The organism is Pedobacter sp. WC2423 (genome assembly GCF_040822065.1).
Taxonomy (GTDB): Bacteria; Bacteroidota; Bacteroidia; order Sphingobacteriales; family Sphingobacteriaceae; genus Pedobacter.
In genome coordinates this window covers 5,802,643-5,818,191 of the sequence record NZ_CP162005.1, presented here as the reverse complement: position 1 = coordinate 5,818,191, position 15,549 = coordinate 5,802,643, and the positions used below count along the sequence as shown (strand labels likewise).

General features: G+C 38.0%; 12 protein-coding genes. 7 read left to right on the top strand and 5 right to left on the bottom strand.

Annotated features, from left to right (window positions below; genetic code table 11):
• Positions 1-158: 158 nt before the first annotated feature.
• Together AB3G38_RS24515 and AB3G38_RS24510 are read left to right on the top strand one after the other, a co-directional pair.
• Positions 159-2,180 (top strand): DUF3857 domain-containing protein, encoded by a 2,022-nt coding sequence (locus tag AB3G38_RS24515; protein WP_367866316.1) that lies wholly within the window; start codon positions 159-161, stop codon positions 2,178-2,180.
• A complete protein-coding gene (locus AB3G38_RS24510; RefSeq protein ID WP_367866315.1) occupies positions 2,177-4,075 on the top strand; it encodes a DUF3857 domain-containing protein in 1,899 nt (632 codons plus the stop codon). Before AB3G38_RS24515 ends, AB3G38_RS24510 begins: the two co-directional genes overlap by 4 nt.
• A gap of 13 nt (positions 4,076-4,088) precedes the next feature.
• Here the strand turns inward: AB3G38_RS24510 and AB3G38_RS24505 are convergent, their stop codons facing one another.
• Both AB3G38_RS24505 and AB3G38_RS24500 read right to left on the bottom strand, forming a co-directional pair.
• Positions 4,089-5,363: a M16 family metallopeptidase gene (locus AB3G38_RS24505; protein WP_367866314.1), complete on the bottom strand. Its 1,275-nt coding sequence runs from the start codon at positions 5,361-5,363 to the stop codon at positions 4,089-4,091.
• Positions 5,356-6,600 (bottom strand): M16 family metallopeptidase, encoded by a 1,245-nt coding sequence (locus AB3G38_RS24500; protein WP_367866313.1) that lies wholly within the window; start codon positions 6,598-6,600, stop codon positions 5,356-5,358. Before AB3G38_RS24500 ends, AB3G38_RS24505 begins: the two co-directional genes overlap by 8 nt.
• 97 nt (positions 6,601-6,697) lie before the next feature.
• Here AB3G38_RS24500 and mqnC point away from each other — a divergent pair, with 97 nt between their 5' ends.
• Positions 6,698-7,822, top strand: coding sequence for a cyclic dehypoxanthinyl futalosine synthase (gene mqnC, locus AB3G38_RS24495; protein ID WP_068401449.1), 1,125 nt, complete (start codon positions 6,698-6,700; stop codon positions 7,820-7,822).
• A gap of 78 nt (positions 7,823-7,900) precedes the next feature.
• On the opposite strand, the gene AB3G38_RS24490 is transcribed toward mqnC, so the two are convergent.
• Both AB3G38_RS24490 and AB3G38_RS24485 read right to left on the bottom strand, forming a co-directional pair.
• Positions 7,901-8,731 (bottom strand): ferritin-like domain-containing protein, encoded by an 831-nt coding sequence (locus AB3G38_RS24490; protein ID WP_367866312.1) that lies wholly within the window; start codon positions 8,729-8,731, stop codon positions 7,901-7,903.
• 11 nt (positions 8,732-8,742) lie between these two features.
• Positions 8,743-9,453: a ferritin-like domain-containing protein gene (locus AB3G38_RS24485; RefSeq protein WP_367866311.1), complete on the bottom strand. Its 711-nt coding sequence runs from the start codon at positions 9,451-9,453 to the stop codon at positions 8,743-8,745.
• Positions 9,454-9,617: 164 nt separating this feature from the next.
• Here AB3G38_RS24485 and AB3G38_RS24480 point away from each other — a divergent pair, with 164 nt between their 5' ends.
• The 4 genes from AB3G38_RS24480 (at position 9,618) to AB3G38_RS24465 (ending at position 15,155) form a co-directional block, all read left to right on the top strand.
• Complete coding sequence (locus AB3G38_RS24480; RefSeq protein WP_367866310.1) at positions 9,618-10,388, top strand: LytR/AlgR family response regulator transcription factor; 771 nt, start codon at positions 9,618-9,620, stop codon at positions 10,386-10,388.
• Positions 10,378-13,323, top strand: a complete 2,946-nt coding sequence (locus AB3G38_RS24475) for a sensor histidine kinase (protein ID WP_367866309.1) — start codon at positions 10,378-10,380, stop codon at positions 13,321-13,323. Before AB3G38_RS24480 ends, AB3G38_RS24475 begins: the two co-directional genes overlap by 11 nt.
• Before the next feature lie 425 nt (positions 13,324-13,748).
• Positions 13,749-13,949 carry a hypothetical protein gene (locus tag AB3G38_RS24470; RefSeq protein ID WP_367866308.1) on the top strand — a complete coding sequence of 67 codons (201 nt, stop codon included), beginning with the start codon at positions 13,749-13,751 and terminating at the stop codon, positions 13,947-13,949.
• Positions 13,950-14,027: 78 nt separating this feature from the next.
• Entirely contained in the window at positions 14,028-15,155 is a 1,128-nt protein-coding gene (locus AB3G38_RS24465; protein WP_367866307.1) for a GNAT family N-acetyltransferase, read from the top strand.
• Positions 15,156-15,200: 45 nt separating this feature from the next.
• On the opposite strand, the gene AB3G38_RS24460 is transcribed toward AB3G38_RS24465, so the two are convergent.
• Positions 15,201-15,530 carry a helix-turn-helix domain-containing protein gene (locus AB3G38_RS24460; RefSeq protein ID WP_041884843.1) on the bottom strand — a complete coding sequence of 110 codons (330 nt, stop codon included), beginning with the start codon at positions 15,528-15,530 and terminating at the stop codon, positions 15,201-15,203.
• Positions 15,531-15,549 lie beyond the last annotated feature (19 nt).

The following is a 15,549-nucleotide window of genomic DNA, read 5'->3' as shown; positions in this document are numbered from 1 at the left end:
GTAAAAAAAAGCTGAAAAGAAAAGAAATATTTTTTTATTTCACTAACTATCTTTCCATCAGGAAGAACCCATGGGCTGAAAATTTTAAATATTTATATTTCAAAACACTTTTTTCATCAGAAAACTTAGTCTTAATTTGCAAAATAAATATAACGCTCATGCTTAAAAAATTAAACCTCTTATTAATAGTCCTGCTATTGATAAAAATAGAGGTTTCTGCTCAAAAAACACAAGAAAAACTTCCTGTCTTTAAATATGGTAAAGTTGAACCCGGCGAATTTGAAACCAAACCCGATGGGGTTGATTCAAGTGCTGCGGCCATTAAACTCTTCGATGTGGGAAATGGCTATTTTGAAATCGGGCCAGGTGGCGGATTTATCTATGTTTTTGAGCGTCATGTCAGATACAAAATCATCCAGAAAAAGGGTTATGATCTTGCCGATTTAGAGTTAAGGCTATATCGCGATGGTAAAGGCAATGAAGAAAAACTGGATCTCATCAATGCTGCGACTTATAACCTGAACAATGGAAAAATTGAAGTTAGTAAAATGGCTGGTGATGCGAAATTCACAAATCAGGTGGATAATAAGCATGTTATCAAAAAAATTACGCTTCCAAATGTAAAAGAAGGCTCAATTATAGAGTATCGTTACAAGACAAAATCTGACTTTACTTTTAAACTCGATGACTGGTATTTTCAGGAAAAGTACCCAACTAAATATTCATCATTCACCATAACGATTCCAGAATATTATTTGTACAAAATTGAAGTAGGTGGATATTACGATATTAATAAAATTGGCCCTGTTGATAATTCACAGAACCTGACTATACCTAATGGTTCCGGAAAATCAGAAACAATTAGTGTCAAGACTTCAAAGACCCAATATTACATCAAAAATATTCCCGCTATCAAAGATGAAAGTTATATCACTACACTTGATGATTATGCCAGCAAAATAGGATTTGAACTTAAGGCGACCAATTTCCCACAGGGCGGCTATCAGGAATATACCACTACCTGGCCAAAAATCATAAAAGAAATGATGGCTCATGATAACTTTGGCGGATATATTCAGAAGAAAAATCCAGGTAAGGAATTGATTAAAGAGATCATTAAAGATGAAACCACTCCAGAAGGAAAAATGAATCTCATCTTTAACTATGTAAAAAACAACATTAAATGGGACAATAAATATCGGCTGTATACTGACGCAAACGGCCCTAAATCTGTGCTGGAAAAGAAATCCGGGAGTTCATCGGAGATCAATCTGTTACTGCTTAATCTGCTGGATGCTGCCGGACTGGAAAGTTATCCTATAATCATCAGTACAAGAGATAACGGCACACACCCTGGTTATCCGCTGGCAAGCAAGTTTAACAGCGTTGTCATAATGACAATTACCGGAGATCAAAAAAACCTGTTAGATGCAGTAAATAAAAATAATACCCCAGGTCTTTTGAGCTATGCGAATTTAAATCATCGCGGATTAAAGATAAACCGGACTGACAATACCGGAGAGTGGATTTCTACCGAAAACAACAAGATAAGCAGAAGCAGTATTTTTTATGCCCTCACGCTCGATACAGAGAATAAACTTAAAGGTACCTTATCAATATCAAGTAATAACTACGAAGGTCTTGACACAAGGAACGCTTACCAGAAAGCAACAAATCAGGAAGAATTTCTTAAAAATTACAAGAATGACAAGCCGGGCCTGGAAATAAGTAATTACAAAATTGAAAACCTGGATAACGCCGGGGAAACACTTATTGAAAGTATGGATGTGACGATTGAAGACAACATAGAAACTGCAGGTAACCTCTCTTATTTTATGCCACTTTTATATGAGCGGACAAAGAAAAATCCATTTACTCTGGAAGAGCGGAATTACCCGGTAGACTTCGCTTACCCTAAAGAAGAGAACTATCATCTTTCTATCGAATTACCGGCTGGTTATAAACCAGAGCAACTCCCAAAAAACGAGAAATTTCAATTACCAGAAAATGGCGGCTCATTTACAATTATGTATGTAATGGAGGAGAATAAATTAAATATGGTTAGTAAAATCTCTCTATTGAAATCGAGCTATACTTCAGAAGAATATTATAACCTTAAAGAATTGTTTAATAATATTGTCCGTAAACAAGCAGAACAAATCGTACTTAAGAAAATATGAAACTAAGCCATTTACTATTTACCCTGTTAATTGGCTGCGCCACAGTAGTCAGTGCACAAGAAGCATATGATGTCGCTAATATTCCAGCGGAATTGTTAAAAAAATCAACTGTTGTTATCCGTGATGAAGAACAACACTTGACTATTAAAAGTAACAGCAATGCTGTTATGACCTATAAAACAGCGATCACCATTCTCAGCAAAAATGGAGAAGATAACGCAGTTATGTCAGAGTACTACGATAAATTTTCTTCGGTTTATAACCTTAAAGCATTTATGTATGATGCTAAAGGGATTAAAATAAGAACTTATAAGGCCTCCGATTTCAAAGATGAGAGTATCACTTCTGATGGAACAATGTATGATGATAACCGGATAAAAAAGATGGTATTTTTGAATGCCACTTTTCCCTATACCATCGAGTATAGTTATGAAAAAAGTTACAATGGTTATATTGCCTTTCCGTCATGGAGTCCTGTAAGTGCTTATGACTGTGCGGTAGAAAAATCTGTATATACTTTACAAGTACCTAAAACAGTTACCTTTAAATATTTAAAGAGTAAGGGCCTTCAAACAGATTCTACGGTCACCGCTGACAAAACAACTTATACATGGGCTTGTCAAAACCTGAACTCATTTACCTATGAACCGATGTCAACCGGGCTTAATACGATTACACCCTGGGTATTGGTTTCTCCAAATAATTTTGAGTATGACAATTCCAGGGGCAGTGTTGAAAACTGGAAAAACATGGGTGATTGGATTTATCAGCTCAGTAATACAGTGCAGCCGTTGCCAGAGAAAACAAAAGCAACCATTCAGGCCTTAATCGCTTCGGCTAAAACAGATCAGGAAAAGATAACTATTCTCTATCATTATTTACAATCGAATACCAGGTATGTAAGCGTTCAGCTTGGAGTTGGAGGTTTCAGACCAATAACAGCAGATAAAGTTGCCTCAGTGAACTACGGAGATTGTAAAGCGCTGTCAAATTACATGAAAGCGATTTTAACAGAAGCCGGTATTCCATCTAATCTCGTTGTTATAGGCAACGGTTTACCTTCACTGAATAAGGACTATGCAAGTTTTGGACAGGCTAACCACATGATTCTTTGTGTTCCCGCAGCAAAAGACACCACTTGGCTGGAATGTACAAGTCAGTATACACCAGCAGGATATATTGGTAATAATAATTCCGGAAGAACTGTATTACTAGTAACAGAAGCTGGTGGAAAGCTGGTCAGCACCCCTGTTTATAAACCTGAAGACAATTTCCAAAACCGCATCACAACTGTAATGCTGACAACAGACAAACCTGCTGACGTCCACATCAAAACCTCTTACAGCAATTCTCAATATGAAGAGCAGCTGGGAATGATGTTGTTAGAACCCGCAGAGCAGCGTAAAAGAGTCATGAGCAACCTGGGAATACCTGATATGGAAATTTCATCTTTAAGCTTTTTACAACCAGACAAAAGCTTTCCAAAAATAGAAGAAGATATTGTTCTGAAAAGTTCTCAGATGATCAGCCACGGAGGAGATAAATTATTTATAACCCTGAATTTATTAAACAGAAGAGAAAGTGTACCCGCCAAAGTTGAAAACAGACAAACTTCTTTTTCAGTGGCCTATGGATTTAAAGATACCGATGTAACTACCTATACCTTACCAGAAGGTTATAAAGTAGAATTTGTTCCTCAGGATATTTCGCTGGAATCAGAATTTGGAAAATATACAGCTAAAGTAACTGTGAAAGACAATTCAATCGTCTATACACGTAATCAGACCATGAACAGCAAGAAATATGCGCCTGAAAAATACAAAGACATTGTAGAATTTTACAAAAAAATATACGTAGCAGACAAACAAAAAGCAGTACTGGCTAAAATTAATTAGCCAGTACTATTTCTTATTTTTTACCAACCACAACTTTCGTAAAATCTTCAGTATTTAAATATTTGTTAGCCAGTGCTTTTAACTGTTCAGCAGTAATTGATTTGACTGTATGAATGTAATTATCATAATAGTCATAATCCAATCCTGAATAATAGATGTTTTTAAATTTATCAGCATGGGAGAATGCATTTTCCAGACTTCCAAGCATAGAACCCAGCATATAACTGCGAACCAGGCTCAGCTCCAGCTCAGAAACTGCTGCTGATTTCAATAAGCCGATTTCCTTCTCTATCTCATTTAATGCACTGGTACAAACATCAGCTCCAACTTCTGTAGCGATGAAAAAATACCCGGCATCTTTCAGAGAAACGATTGCAGAACCAATACCATAAGTATAACCTTTATCTTCACGGATATTAGCCATTAACCTGGAACCAAAGTACCCGCCTAAAAGACAGTTCAGCACCTGAAAACCCGCAAAATCCGGATGGGATCGATTGATACTCAAAGTTCCCATTCTGATTGCAGACTGTATCGCATCTGCCCTTTCAATGAAAATCTCTCCTTTTGGTGTACCTTCAAAAGAGAATTGATTGATTACAGAAGCAGCTCCGTTATTCCAGTCTTTACCAAAATTGGCATTCAACAAGTCGAATTCAGGAGCTTCGAATTTTCCGGCAACAAATATAGTACAGTTTTCAGGCTTGTAAGCAGCACTGAAATAAGCGACTAAATCTGCTCTTTCTATGGCCTGGTAATCCTCTACATCAATATCAGAACCATAAGTTGAAGTTCCGAAAATTGCATGTGCAAAATTCTTTCTGGCAATAAAATCATTTTTCTGCAAACTCACCTTCAGCGACTGCTGTTGATTTTGCTTAAAAATATCCAGTTCCTGCTGAGGAAAAATACTCTCATTTAATACAGACCATAAAATAGGCAGTACCGATCCAAGATGTTTATTCAGCGTATATATTTTGATACTCGATTGATCAGCACCGTAATCAGTTTGCAAAAAGGCACCATAATAATCTACCTTATCGGCGATTTCCCTTGCAGTAAGCTTATCAGTTCCATTGTTGATCAAATGGTTTACCGCAATGGCCTGCAAAGGTTTAGATTCATCCCAGTTTACATTTTCAAAAACAAATTCAATACGAACAAGCTCCTGTTTTCCGGCATTCACAGTAAATACCTTAATACCGTTTGCTAATTCCTGTTTTTGAGGGGCAATAAAATTAATATCATTCACCTGTTTTGACTCAGGTATAAGGGTTCGGTTAAGCATTTTCGGAAGTTAAGTAGTATAAAGTAGAACATTGCGCTCTCACAAAAGTCTTTTTGGCAACTTGAAGCAGTCTGGCCGCATCAACAGCAAGGTATTTCTGAATTTCAGTATTTAATCCGTCTGCATCACCCAATAGCTCATAATAAGCAAGATTCATTGCTTTATCAAGCAGGCTCATTTCCGCAAACACCATGATAGATTCCGACTTATTTTTCACTTTCGTCAATTCTATCTGGCTAACCTCTTCGGTTGCAATTTTATCAAGTTCAGCCCAAACAGCTTTTTCGGCGGCTTCCATCGTCACTCCTTCACTCAGTTTACCCTCTACAACGAATAAACCTTCATCCAGACTACTCGTAATATAAGCATGAATATCACTAAACAACTGCTGATCTTTCAGTAAACTGTTATATAATCTGGAAGACTGTCCCTGAGAAAGTACATCAGATAAAAGATCATAAGCCTGGTAATCAGCATCTCTGCGTGCACACATTTTAAAAGCCAGGTAAAATGCATTTAAAGGAACATTTGCAGTCACGGTTTCCTTACGCGCTTCAGTTTGCGCAGGCTCCTGAACCAGATTCCTCACATATTTATCTCCCGCAGGAATAGGACTGAACCATTTTTCTGCCAGCAACTTAATCTCTTCCGTTTTTACATTTCCACCCACAACCATAATGGCATTCTGCGGATTATAATGTTTTTTAAAGAAGGCCTTCACATCTTCCATCGAAGCATTTTCGATTTGCGCGAGATCCTGTCCTATAGTTGCCCAGCGATAAGCATGCTTTTTATAAGCAAGCGGCCTTAACTTCAGCCATACATCACCATAAGGCTGATTTAAATATCTTTGTTTAAACTCTTCACAAACCACGTTACGCTGTGTTTCCAGACTTTTCTCAGAAAACGCCAGGCTCAGCATACGATCACTTTCCAGCCAGAAAGCAGTTTCAATATTCGTAGCCGGCAAAGTGATATAATAATTTGTGATGTCATTACTCGTGAAAGCATTGTTTTCCCCTCCTACTCTTTGCAGCGGTTCATCATAGACAGGTATATTCACAGAACCTCCAAACATGAGGTGTTCAAAAAGATGTGCAAAACCGGTTTTACCCTCTTCCTCATCACGCGCACCAACATCATAAAGGATGTTTAATACCGCCATAGGGGTTGTATCATCTTCGTGTACCAGAACACGTAAGCCATTAGCTAGTGTAAAACGATTAAAATCTACCATAAAATATATAATTGTGTCAAATATAGGAATAATGATTTAGGGTAAATGTGATAATCTCATGAAATAAAAACAGCAGAACAAATGGTATATTTGCTGTATGAATACTGCCGAATTATTACAAAGGGCTCTGCAATTCGACTTTTTAACAAAAGAAGAGGGCGTGTTTTTGTACCACAATGCTGCTACTGCCGATCTGGCCTTTGTTGCAAATGAGCTGAGAAAAAAACAAGTACCGAGCGGAAAAGTTACCTGGCAAATTGATAGAAACGTCAATACCACCAACGTCTGTATAGCGAACTGTAAGTTTTGCAATTTCTTCAGAAGACCCGGACATGACGAAAGCTATATCACTGACATAGAAACTTATAAAGTCAAAATTGAAGAAACTTTCCGTCTGGGCGGTGATCAGCTGCTTTTACAGGGTGGTCATCATCCCGACCTTGGCCTTGAATTTTATGCTGACCTGTTCAGAAAGTTAAAAGAACTTTACCCTGATCTTAAATTACACGCTTTAGGTCCGCCGGAAATTGCACACGTTGCAAAAATTGATAAACTTACACATACAGAAGTTTTAAGCGCACTAAAAGCTGCCGGTATGGACTCTTTGCCTGGTGCAGGTGCAGAAATACTGAATGACAGGGTCCGCCGGTTAATTTCTAAAGGAAAATGTGGCGGACAAGAATGGCTGGACGTAATGCGTGCAGCACATCAGCTGGATATTACAACTTCTGCAACAATGATGTTTGGTCACGTTGAAACGATAGACGAACGCTTTGAACACTTAGTTTGGATCAGAGAAGTTCAAAGTGAAAAACCAGCAGATGCCAAAGGATTTTTAGCCTTTATTCCATGGCCTTTCCAGGATGACGGTACTTTATTGAAGCGTTTAAGAGGAATTACGAATGATGTTTCCGGAGATGAATACGTAAGAATGCTTGCTTTGAGCAGAATTATGCTGCCGAACATTAAAAATATACAAGCTTCGTGGCTGACTGTAGGTAAAAATGTAGCACAATTGTGTTTACATGCGGGTGCTAACGATTTTGGTTCTATTATGATTGAAGAAAATGTAGTTTCTGCTGCTGGTGCACCACACCGTTTTACTGCAAAAGGAATACAGGATGCTATCAGAGAAGCAGGTTTTGAACCGCAATTAAGAGGTCAGCAATATAACTACCGTGACCTGCCTGAGCACTTAGAAGAACAAGTGATTAATTACTAATCATGTGGCTATAAAAAATAAAAAGGAAGAAGATTTCAATCCTCTTCCTTTTTCTCACCAGATCTCCCCCTCAAAAAATTATTTGATAAACAGACTTGCAATTGCAAGTACCTGATCTTTAGTTAGTGGTTCATCAAAAGCTTCTGTTGATGCATTTACAGAGAAACCAAGACCTGGAATATTAATATCTAACTGTGTTACATTATCTTCACCAGCATAACTCGCTGCCGCTGCTGCAACCCCGCTATCATTAGCACCAGTAATCCATGGTTTTAAAGAAGTTAAGCCTCCACCAGCCGGAGCTTTACGCATCTGGCGGATATGTGAAGCGTGACGCGCTTCAACAGAGTGAATCTGTAAGGCAGTTTGTAATACACTTGGGCTGCTCATTAAGTTCCCAGCCTGACCTTTATAAGCTCTTACACCTGTATCTTCAAACACTTGCGCTACCGCAAGGAAAGTTGGATAATCAGAAAATACAGTAGGGAAATTTCCTTTTGCAGTAAAATCAAACGAAGCCGCCGTATAAGATACCGGAGTACCGCCCGAAGCAGTAATTGCTCCTTTTAACAAATTAACGTGTGCTAATTCATGATCACGAATTGTATTGATCGCGCCTACAGCAGGTGTACCGGCAGGAATTAATCCAGCAGTATTAATACCAGTCTGGTAAAAATTATATTCAATATATTCTAAAGTTAAAGCAAAGTTCAGCACATCAATCACACTGTTTGTGGTTTGTCCGTAAGCCTTCTTGAACATAGAACCTAAAGCCATTGGAAGCGCAGCTAAAGCTACTTTTGATCCAAAGCCATAAAATGATTTCATTGCTGCTCTGCGTGGATTTAAGCGTTCATACACTTCCCCATCCACTTTTTCAATTTCTTCTAATATGTTAATGATATTCATGATTTCCCGGATTAAGAAGTAGGTAAATTAGACGCGTTAATTGCAGTTTTAAGATAGGTCTTAGCAATGGTTAAAACCTGGATAGGTGTTTTAGCACCATCAAGTCCATTCGCATCAACAGCTGTTAAATCAGCGAAAGACCCATTCGAAATCAAATCACGGATTAAAGCAGCATGACGGGCTTCAACAGAAACAATTTTTCCGGCAACCTCTAAATATTTTGCCGTTTTTAAAAGTTTACCCGCGCCATTATAGGCTGAAACCCCTAAATCTTCAAATGCTTTAGCTGCATTCAATACACTTGTTCTGTCCGCGAAATTGATTGAGGAGAAATCTACTGTTAAACTTACAATCGCACCAGTACCTAATGCTTTTTTGAAAAATTCACGGTGAGCTAACTCATGGTCTCTGATATCAGTTAATAAAGCAAGCTCATTTGCAGGAATGCCTGTATAAGGGCTTTTTACTACTGCATCATAAAATGCACCCTCTAATTGTTCCAGTGCATATGCGTAATTTAAGATACCCGGATCACCGCTACCTAAATCCACACCTGAATCCAATCCTGGGGTACTTTTGTCTTTTTTACAGCCCGCAGCAATTAAAGCCACCCCTGCAACTCCTGCTCCTGCATATTGCAGAAAAGATCTGCGTTGCAGTTTTGCAGTCAGAATACCGCTCTCCTGAAGCAGTACCTCTTTCTCTCCTTGTAAACTTTTCATAAGAAATGATTTAAATTATGGTTCAACTAAGTTGAGGGCCCCCATGATTATACCGTGACATACGGCATATAAATTGGTTTGGTTTTTGACTTTGTTAAAAAAATTCTTGACTACCCTATTTTTTTGATAATTTCACCTTATAAAAATATCGGCTTGTGTTCAATGTGATAATAGTAGACGATGAAGAATTTGCGCGCTCTTCACTTTTTTTTCTCTTACAGGAAAATTGCGAAAATGTACACATCAGCGGGATTGCAAAATCTGTAGATGAAGCACGTGAGCTGCTCTCTTTACATGAGGTTGACCTGATCTTTCTGGACATCGCTATGCCCGGAAAAAATGGCTTTGAACTTATTCCAGATGCAAAACTGAACAATACCCAGGTCGTTTTCACTACCGCTTATGATCAGTATGCTTTAAGAGCAATTAAGGCTAATGCCCTGGACTATTTACTCAAGCCAATCGACATCGATGAGCTCAAAGAAACTGTAGAAAAAGCAGCAAAATTAATCCGTATGATTGACCAGGAATCCGACCGGAATGAGCGCTTAAAAAATTTAGCAAATAATTTAGCAGACCGGTCAGAAATCAGGAAAATAAGTTTGCCCAACGGACAAGGATATACCCTGATCGACCTCAATGAAATCATTCATATAGAAGCAGATAGCAATTATTCTATCTTCCATCTCGATAACAGGGAGAAAATCACGGTATCCAAAGTACTAAAGGATTACGAAGAGATTTTACCAGAAGACCAATTTATCCGCATTCATAAATCCAGTATTGTAAATTTAAATTACCTTAAAGAATACAACTCAAAAAACGGCCTGGAAGTTTTATTAAAAAATGGAGAGAAAATAGCCGTATCAAGACGCAGAGCAAGTATTTTTGCAGAGAAAGTTAAACAATATACCAATTTTGCCAGTGATAAATAAAGCAAGCGCTTTCCGTAGTAAAGGACTCATTCTATTACTCCTTTTACTGGTTTCTGGTATTTATGGCTACGGACAGACTACTTTTATTAAACACTATGGCAGTAAAGACGGTCTGCCCAGCAACAGCTGCTACTTTATCCTTCAGGACAAAAAAGGATATATCTGGGTGGCCTCAGACGCAGGCGTGAGCCGCTTTGACGGAAAAGTATTTGAAAACTTCTCTATTGATGACGGTTTACCCGACAACCAGATTATCCGGCTGAACGAAGATCGTTCCGGAAGAATCTGGTTTTTTTCTTTAAATGGTCAGCTCAGCTACTTTAAAAATGGGGTGATTTACAATGAAAGTAATGACAAATTACTCCAGCTTTTAAAATTTAATGGCGTAGTCACCTCCTTCTTTGAAGACAGCAAAGGTCATATCTGGTTTGGAACCAATAAAAATCTGCTGGCCAGATGGGATGGGCAATCCTTAAAAAAATACACCTCTACCGATCCCGAAAATCAGTTTATCAATACTTTTATTTACGAAGACCAGTCGGGCACGATATGGGCATCCAGTGCACACGCTGTGCGTATCTTTGATGGAGAAACCTTTCATAAAACAACATTTAAAGTCGGTTCTTTATCCTATAAAACTGTCAAAAACCTTCCCAACCGGACGATGTATTTCCTCGATAAAAAGGGACTTAACTTCAAAAACGGTATACAACAGCAGCTAACGATGAAGATCGACAGCACTTTGCTGGCAGATAATCCCGGCTATTTTTATGCAGAAAACCAAAAAGAGCTGTGGCTGACTACCAATTCAGGAGTGTACCACCTGGAAGCAGATGGTGTAAAAACACATTACCTGCATAACCTGACCACAAATCAGGTGATCAAAGACAATCGGGAAAATATGTGGTTTGCCACCGGTAATGGCATCTATATGTTACCTAAAAAGTCTAAAAGAGTTTATATCCGGGATAACCGTTATGGATTAAGCAACAATACCGTCAGAAGCATTATTAAAGACCATTCAGGTAATCTCTGGATGGGACTGGACAATGGAAAAATTAATATCCTGAACAAATCAACACATCAAATCAGCACAATTGATTTGCCTGATAAGAAAAAGTTCAGCAGCATTAAACAACTCAGTACCGATTCTTCCGGAGAAAAAGTATTTTTCAGTTCAGACTACGGCTTAGGTATACGCTCTGCTAAACAGACCAATACTGCGGATATCAAATACCTGAAAGAAACGCATAGTTCTGGTTTTGTATTGAAAAGCTTTAGTATCAGCAGCAAAAATCAGCTTACCCTGGCACTATCCTCTGGTGTAGTCATGATGAATGACCCTTTCCATAAACTATCATTTACTTCATCGAATTATAAAGAAGGAGAAAACTTCTTCAGCAACAGAGCTTATCGCGTCTATTATGATAAAGACGATAACTTATGGTTTTCCAACGTGAACGGGCTGGCCGAATTATCAGCAGGCAAACTCACCAGGCACTATCAGCGCCACCCTTTGTTAACCAAAAGGATTAACGACATCGCGCAATTGCCAGACGGTACTATTGTGCTCGCTACCGATGGATATGGGCTGCTTTTTTTTAAAAACAATCTGCTGATCCGTCAAATCACCCGTCAAGATGGGCTCGCAAACAATATCTGTAAAAGACTATTCATCCAAAAAGACCACGTTTGGGTAGTCACTACTAATGGTGTAAACCGGATCTTTCTAAACAGTAAAAATCCCGTGGAATCTTTCGAATACACCAATAACCTGCTCGACAATGATGTCAACGGCTTATATATAGACCGTGATACCGCCTATTTTGCCACTAACCATGGCCTTGTTTTCTTTGCTAATACCCCTTTTGACAGAAATAAGGAAATGCCTAAAGTATTGATCTCCGCGATCATCAATAACAGAAAGCCACTGAGCCTGAATACGGATTCCTTCAACCTGGCCCCAGCAGCAAATAACATTACATTTTACTACAGTGCCCTTGACTTTCAAAACAACTACATCTTATACCGCTACCGGTTAAAATCGGCCAGCCCATGGACAGAAACAAAAAACAGGAGACTGGAATTCTCTTCTCTGGAACCTGGAAGCTATAAATTTGAACTCAGTGCAAAAACAAACAACAGCCAGTGGAGCAAACCAGTAGCCGTAAGTTTCGTTTTAAAAGCACACTTCTGGCAATCCTGGTGGTTCATTTTCGTCATCCTGCTTTTGGCCAGCTTTAGTTTTTATAAGATTGCGGTCATTGTGACCCAGCAGCAAAAAGATAAAGAACAACAAAGGCTCCTGCTCAAAAATAAGATCCTGATGCTCGAACAACAGGCCCTGCAAGCGATGATGAATCCACATTTTGTTTTTAATGTGATGAACTCTATTCAACATTACATCAATACCAAAGACACTTCCTCAGCCAATAAGATACTTACCGGTTTTGCCCGGCTGATCAGAAAAAACCTGGACATCTGTACCAAAAGCTTTATTTCTTTAGAAGAAGAGATCGAATACCTGTCTCTTTACCTGACCCTGGAAAAGAAAAGATTTGGAGAAAAGTTTACTTATAACATTCACATTGCCCCGGACATCGATCAGGATGAGACGATGATTCCCTCTATGATTTTGCAGCCCTATATAGAAAATGCAATCTGGCACGGCCTGATGCCTAAAGAAGAAGGCGGAAAAATCTCCATTGTGATTCAGCAGCAAGATGCCTCTTTATTGATTCAAATCATAGATGATGGAGTGGGAATAGACAATTCATTACTTATCAAAAGAGAAAAACATGAGAGCAAAGGGATGAGTCTTACCCAGGAAAGGATCAACCTGATTAACCAGATTGAAGCAAACCCAATACAAATCAGTATTAAACAGAACGGCAATTCAGGCACAACTATCTCTATTTTAGTCCCAAACAGGTAAATATTACCGTTTACTCAAAGATACCTACCACTTACTAAGTATTATTCGTTTAAAATTAAAATAGCATTAAACTTGTTATAGATATTAAAACAAACAAAGTTTGTAAAACGCGTTCTTATAGAATTGGCCAAGATATTTTTAACCTAACCTAAAACTTATCTCAATTCAGGTTTCATTTGTGTGTTAAAAGTGGTAAAGTTAAAGCTTTACCACTTTTTTTTTGACTTGAATTATTGCTTGTTATGATCTGATCAGCAACTTATTGAAAAACTTCAGTCAAAATTTGAAAAAAGTTCTTTTTTTGAAAAGCTTTTTATGTTAAATTTGATTGAGCAAAAAATCAATAAAAGCAGCTTTGATGCTATTTAAAAAGATTTTTCGTAAATTTAACGTATCAACAACTCTGGTAATTTTATTTAAGACAAATGACAACTCCAAAAAAATCTGTTAAGAAAAGTTCATTAGATGATCAGGCACACGACAAAGAGATGAATGATGAGAATTCTTATGACTCTATTGAGAAAAAGAAGACTTTCGACGATGACGACGATGATTTTGATCTTCCATTAGATGATCTGGACACCTTCGACGACTTTGATTCAGACGATGACGATGATACTTACTAAGTAATTCTGTCAAATTATATAGAGCATCTTTTTTACAGGATGCTTTTTTTTTATCAGTGCTCTAACCCAAATGAATAAATGCAGTTAATTTCCGTTTCCAGTTCACCAACAAAAAAAGCGTTTCTACAGGTTCCCCATCTGATCTATCAAAACGATCAGAACTGGATCTGTCCGCTCGATCAGGATGTTGAAAAAACATTTGACCCGGAAAAGAATATCTTCTTTAAACATGGAGAATGTACCCGATGGATCTTAAAAGATGAACAAGGAAAGACAATTGGAAGGATCGCAGCTTTCATCAACACTAAAAAAGCATTTAACTATGAACAACCAACAGGCGGTATAGGCTTCTTTGAATGTATTGATAATCAAGATGCAGCCTTTAAACTATTTGATATTGCACAAGCCTGGTTAAAAGAAAAAGGAATGGAAGCGATGGACGGGCCAATTAATTTTGGTGAAAATGATACCTTCTGGGGTTTACTCGTAGAAGGCTTCACTCCCCCGTCTTATGGCATGAATTATAATCCTCCTTATTACCAGGCTTTTTTTGAAAACTATGGATTCGTCACTTCTTACCAGCAGATCACCAATCACCTTGCTGTCAGAAACCCTTTTCCTGAACGCTTTACAAAGATTGCCACCTGGGTAGCGAATAAACCAGGTTATACCTTTGAACACTTCTCTAAAAAGAATGCGGAAAAATATGTGCTGGATCTGATGGAAATCTACAATGATGGCTGGAAAGACTTTGAAAACTTTGTTCCGATCAAGAAAGAAACCCTGCAGGAGAGTTTTAAACAGATGGAGGCTATAATGGATGAAAAACTAATTTGGTTCGCTTACCTGAACGGAGAACCAGCTTCATTCGTAGTTATTATCCCTGATGCGAATCAAATGATCAAAGGTTTCCATGGAAAATTAGGTTTGATAGAAAAATTGAAATTTGTTTACCGCAGATGGAAAGGTGTAAACCGGATGAGAGCCATTGTAATGGGTACAAAAACTGCCTATCAAAAACACGGACTGGAATCCGCCTTATTTATTAAACTAAAAGAATATGTGCTGCCACTGGATCAGTATGACGAACTGGAATTATCATGGGTGGGAGACTTCAATGATAAAATGCTTTCTATTCATGAAGCAACCGGTGCTGTTTTCGGAAAGCGTCACCTGACTATGCGAAAAATCTTCACTGTCCATTAATTTAAAAGCCCGTTTAGAATTTCTAAACAGGCTTTTAAAATCTTACTATTTTTCTCTGATTTCTTCGTAAAGATCAATAACCTTCTTTTGAAGCTTAATGATTTCTTCTTCTCTCAGTGATAGTTTAGCCTTCAGATTATTGATCTCTTCAAAATTTACAGATTGAGGATTTTCTCCTTCTTTAGAGATGATGTCCATTGTAGAGACTTCAAAAAGATTAGCGATCTGAGCAAGCCTTGAGATGTTAATATCTGTAATCCCAGTTTCAATTTTCGAAAATGCAGGAATAGAGATGTTTAATCTTTTAGCTACTTCGCCCTGACTCCATCCATTTTTTTGACGGAGCTGTCTGATGTTCTTACCGATGATGTTCATTGTTATAAATTTAGGTGTG

Coding starts and splice junctions, on each gene's coding strand:
- AB3G38_RS24515 (WP_367866316.1), top strand. CDS start 159: ATGCTTAAAAAATTAAACCTCTTATTAATAGTCCTGCTATTGATAAAA.
- AB3G38_RS24510 (WP_367866315.1), top strand. CDS start 2,177: ATGAAACTAAGCCATTTACTATTTACCCTGTTAATTGGCTGCGCCACA.
- AB3G38_RS24505 (WP_367866314.1), bottom strand. CDS start 5,363: ATGCTTAACCGAACCCTTATACCTGAGTCAAAACAGGTGAATGATATT.
- AB3G38_RS24500 (WP_367866313.1), bottom strand. CDS start 6,600: ATGGTAGATTTTAATCGTTTTACACTAGCTAATGGCTTACGTGTTCTG.
- mqnC (WP_068401449.1), top strand. CDS start 6,698: ATGAATACTGCCGAATTATTACAAAGGGCTCTGCAATTCGACTTTTTA.
- AB3G38_RS24490 (WP_367866312.1), bottom strand. CDS start 8,731: ATGAATATCATTAACATATTAGAAGAAATTGAAAAAGTGGATGGGGAA.
- AB3G38_RS24485 (WP_367866311.1), bottom strand. CDS start 9,453: ATGAAAAGTTTACAAGGAGAGAAAGAGGTACTGCTTCAGGAGAGCGGT.
- AB3G38_RS24470 (WP_367866308.1), top strand. CDS start 13,749: ATGACAACTCCAAAAAAATCTGTTAAGAAAAGTTCATTAGATGATCAG.
- AB3G38_RS24465 (WP_367866307.1), top strand. CDS start 14,028: ATGCAGTTAATTTCCGTTTCCAGTTCACCAACAAAAAAAGCGTTTCTA.
- AB3G38_RS24460 (WP_041884843.1), bottom strand. CDS start 15,530: ATGAACATCATCGGTAAGAACATCAGACAGCTCCGTCAAAAAAATGGA.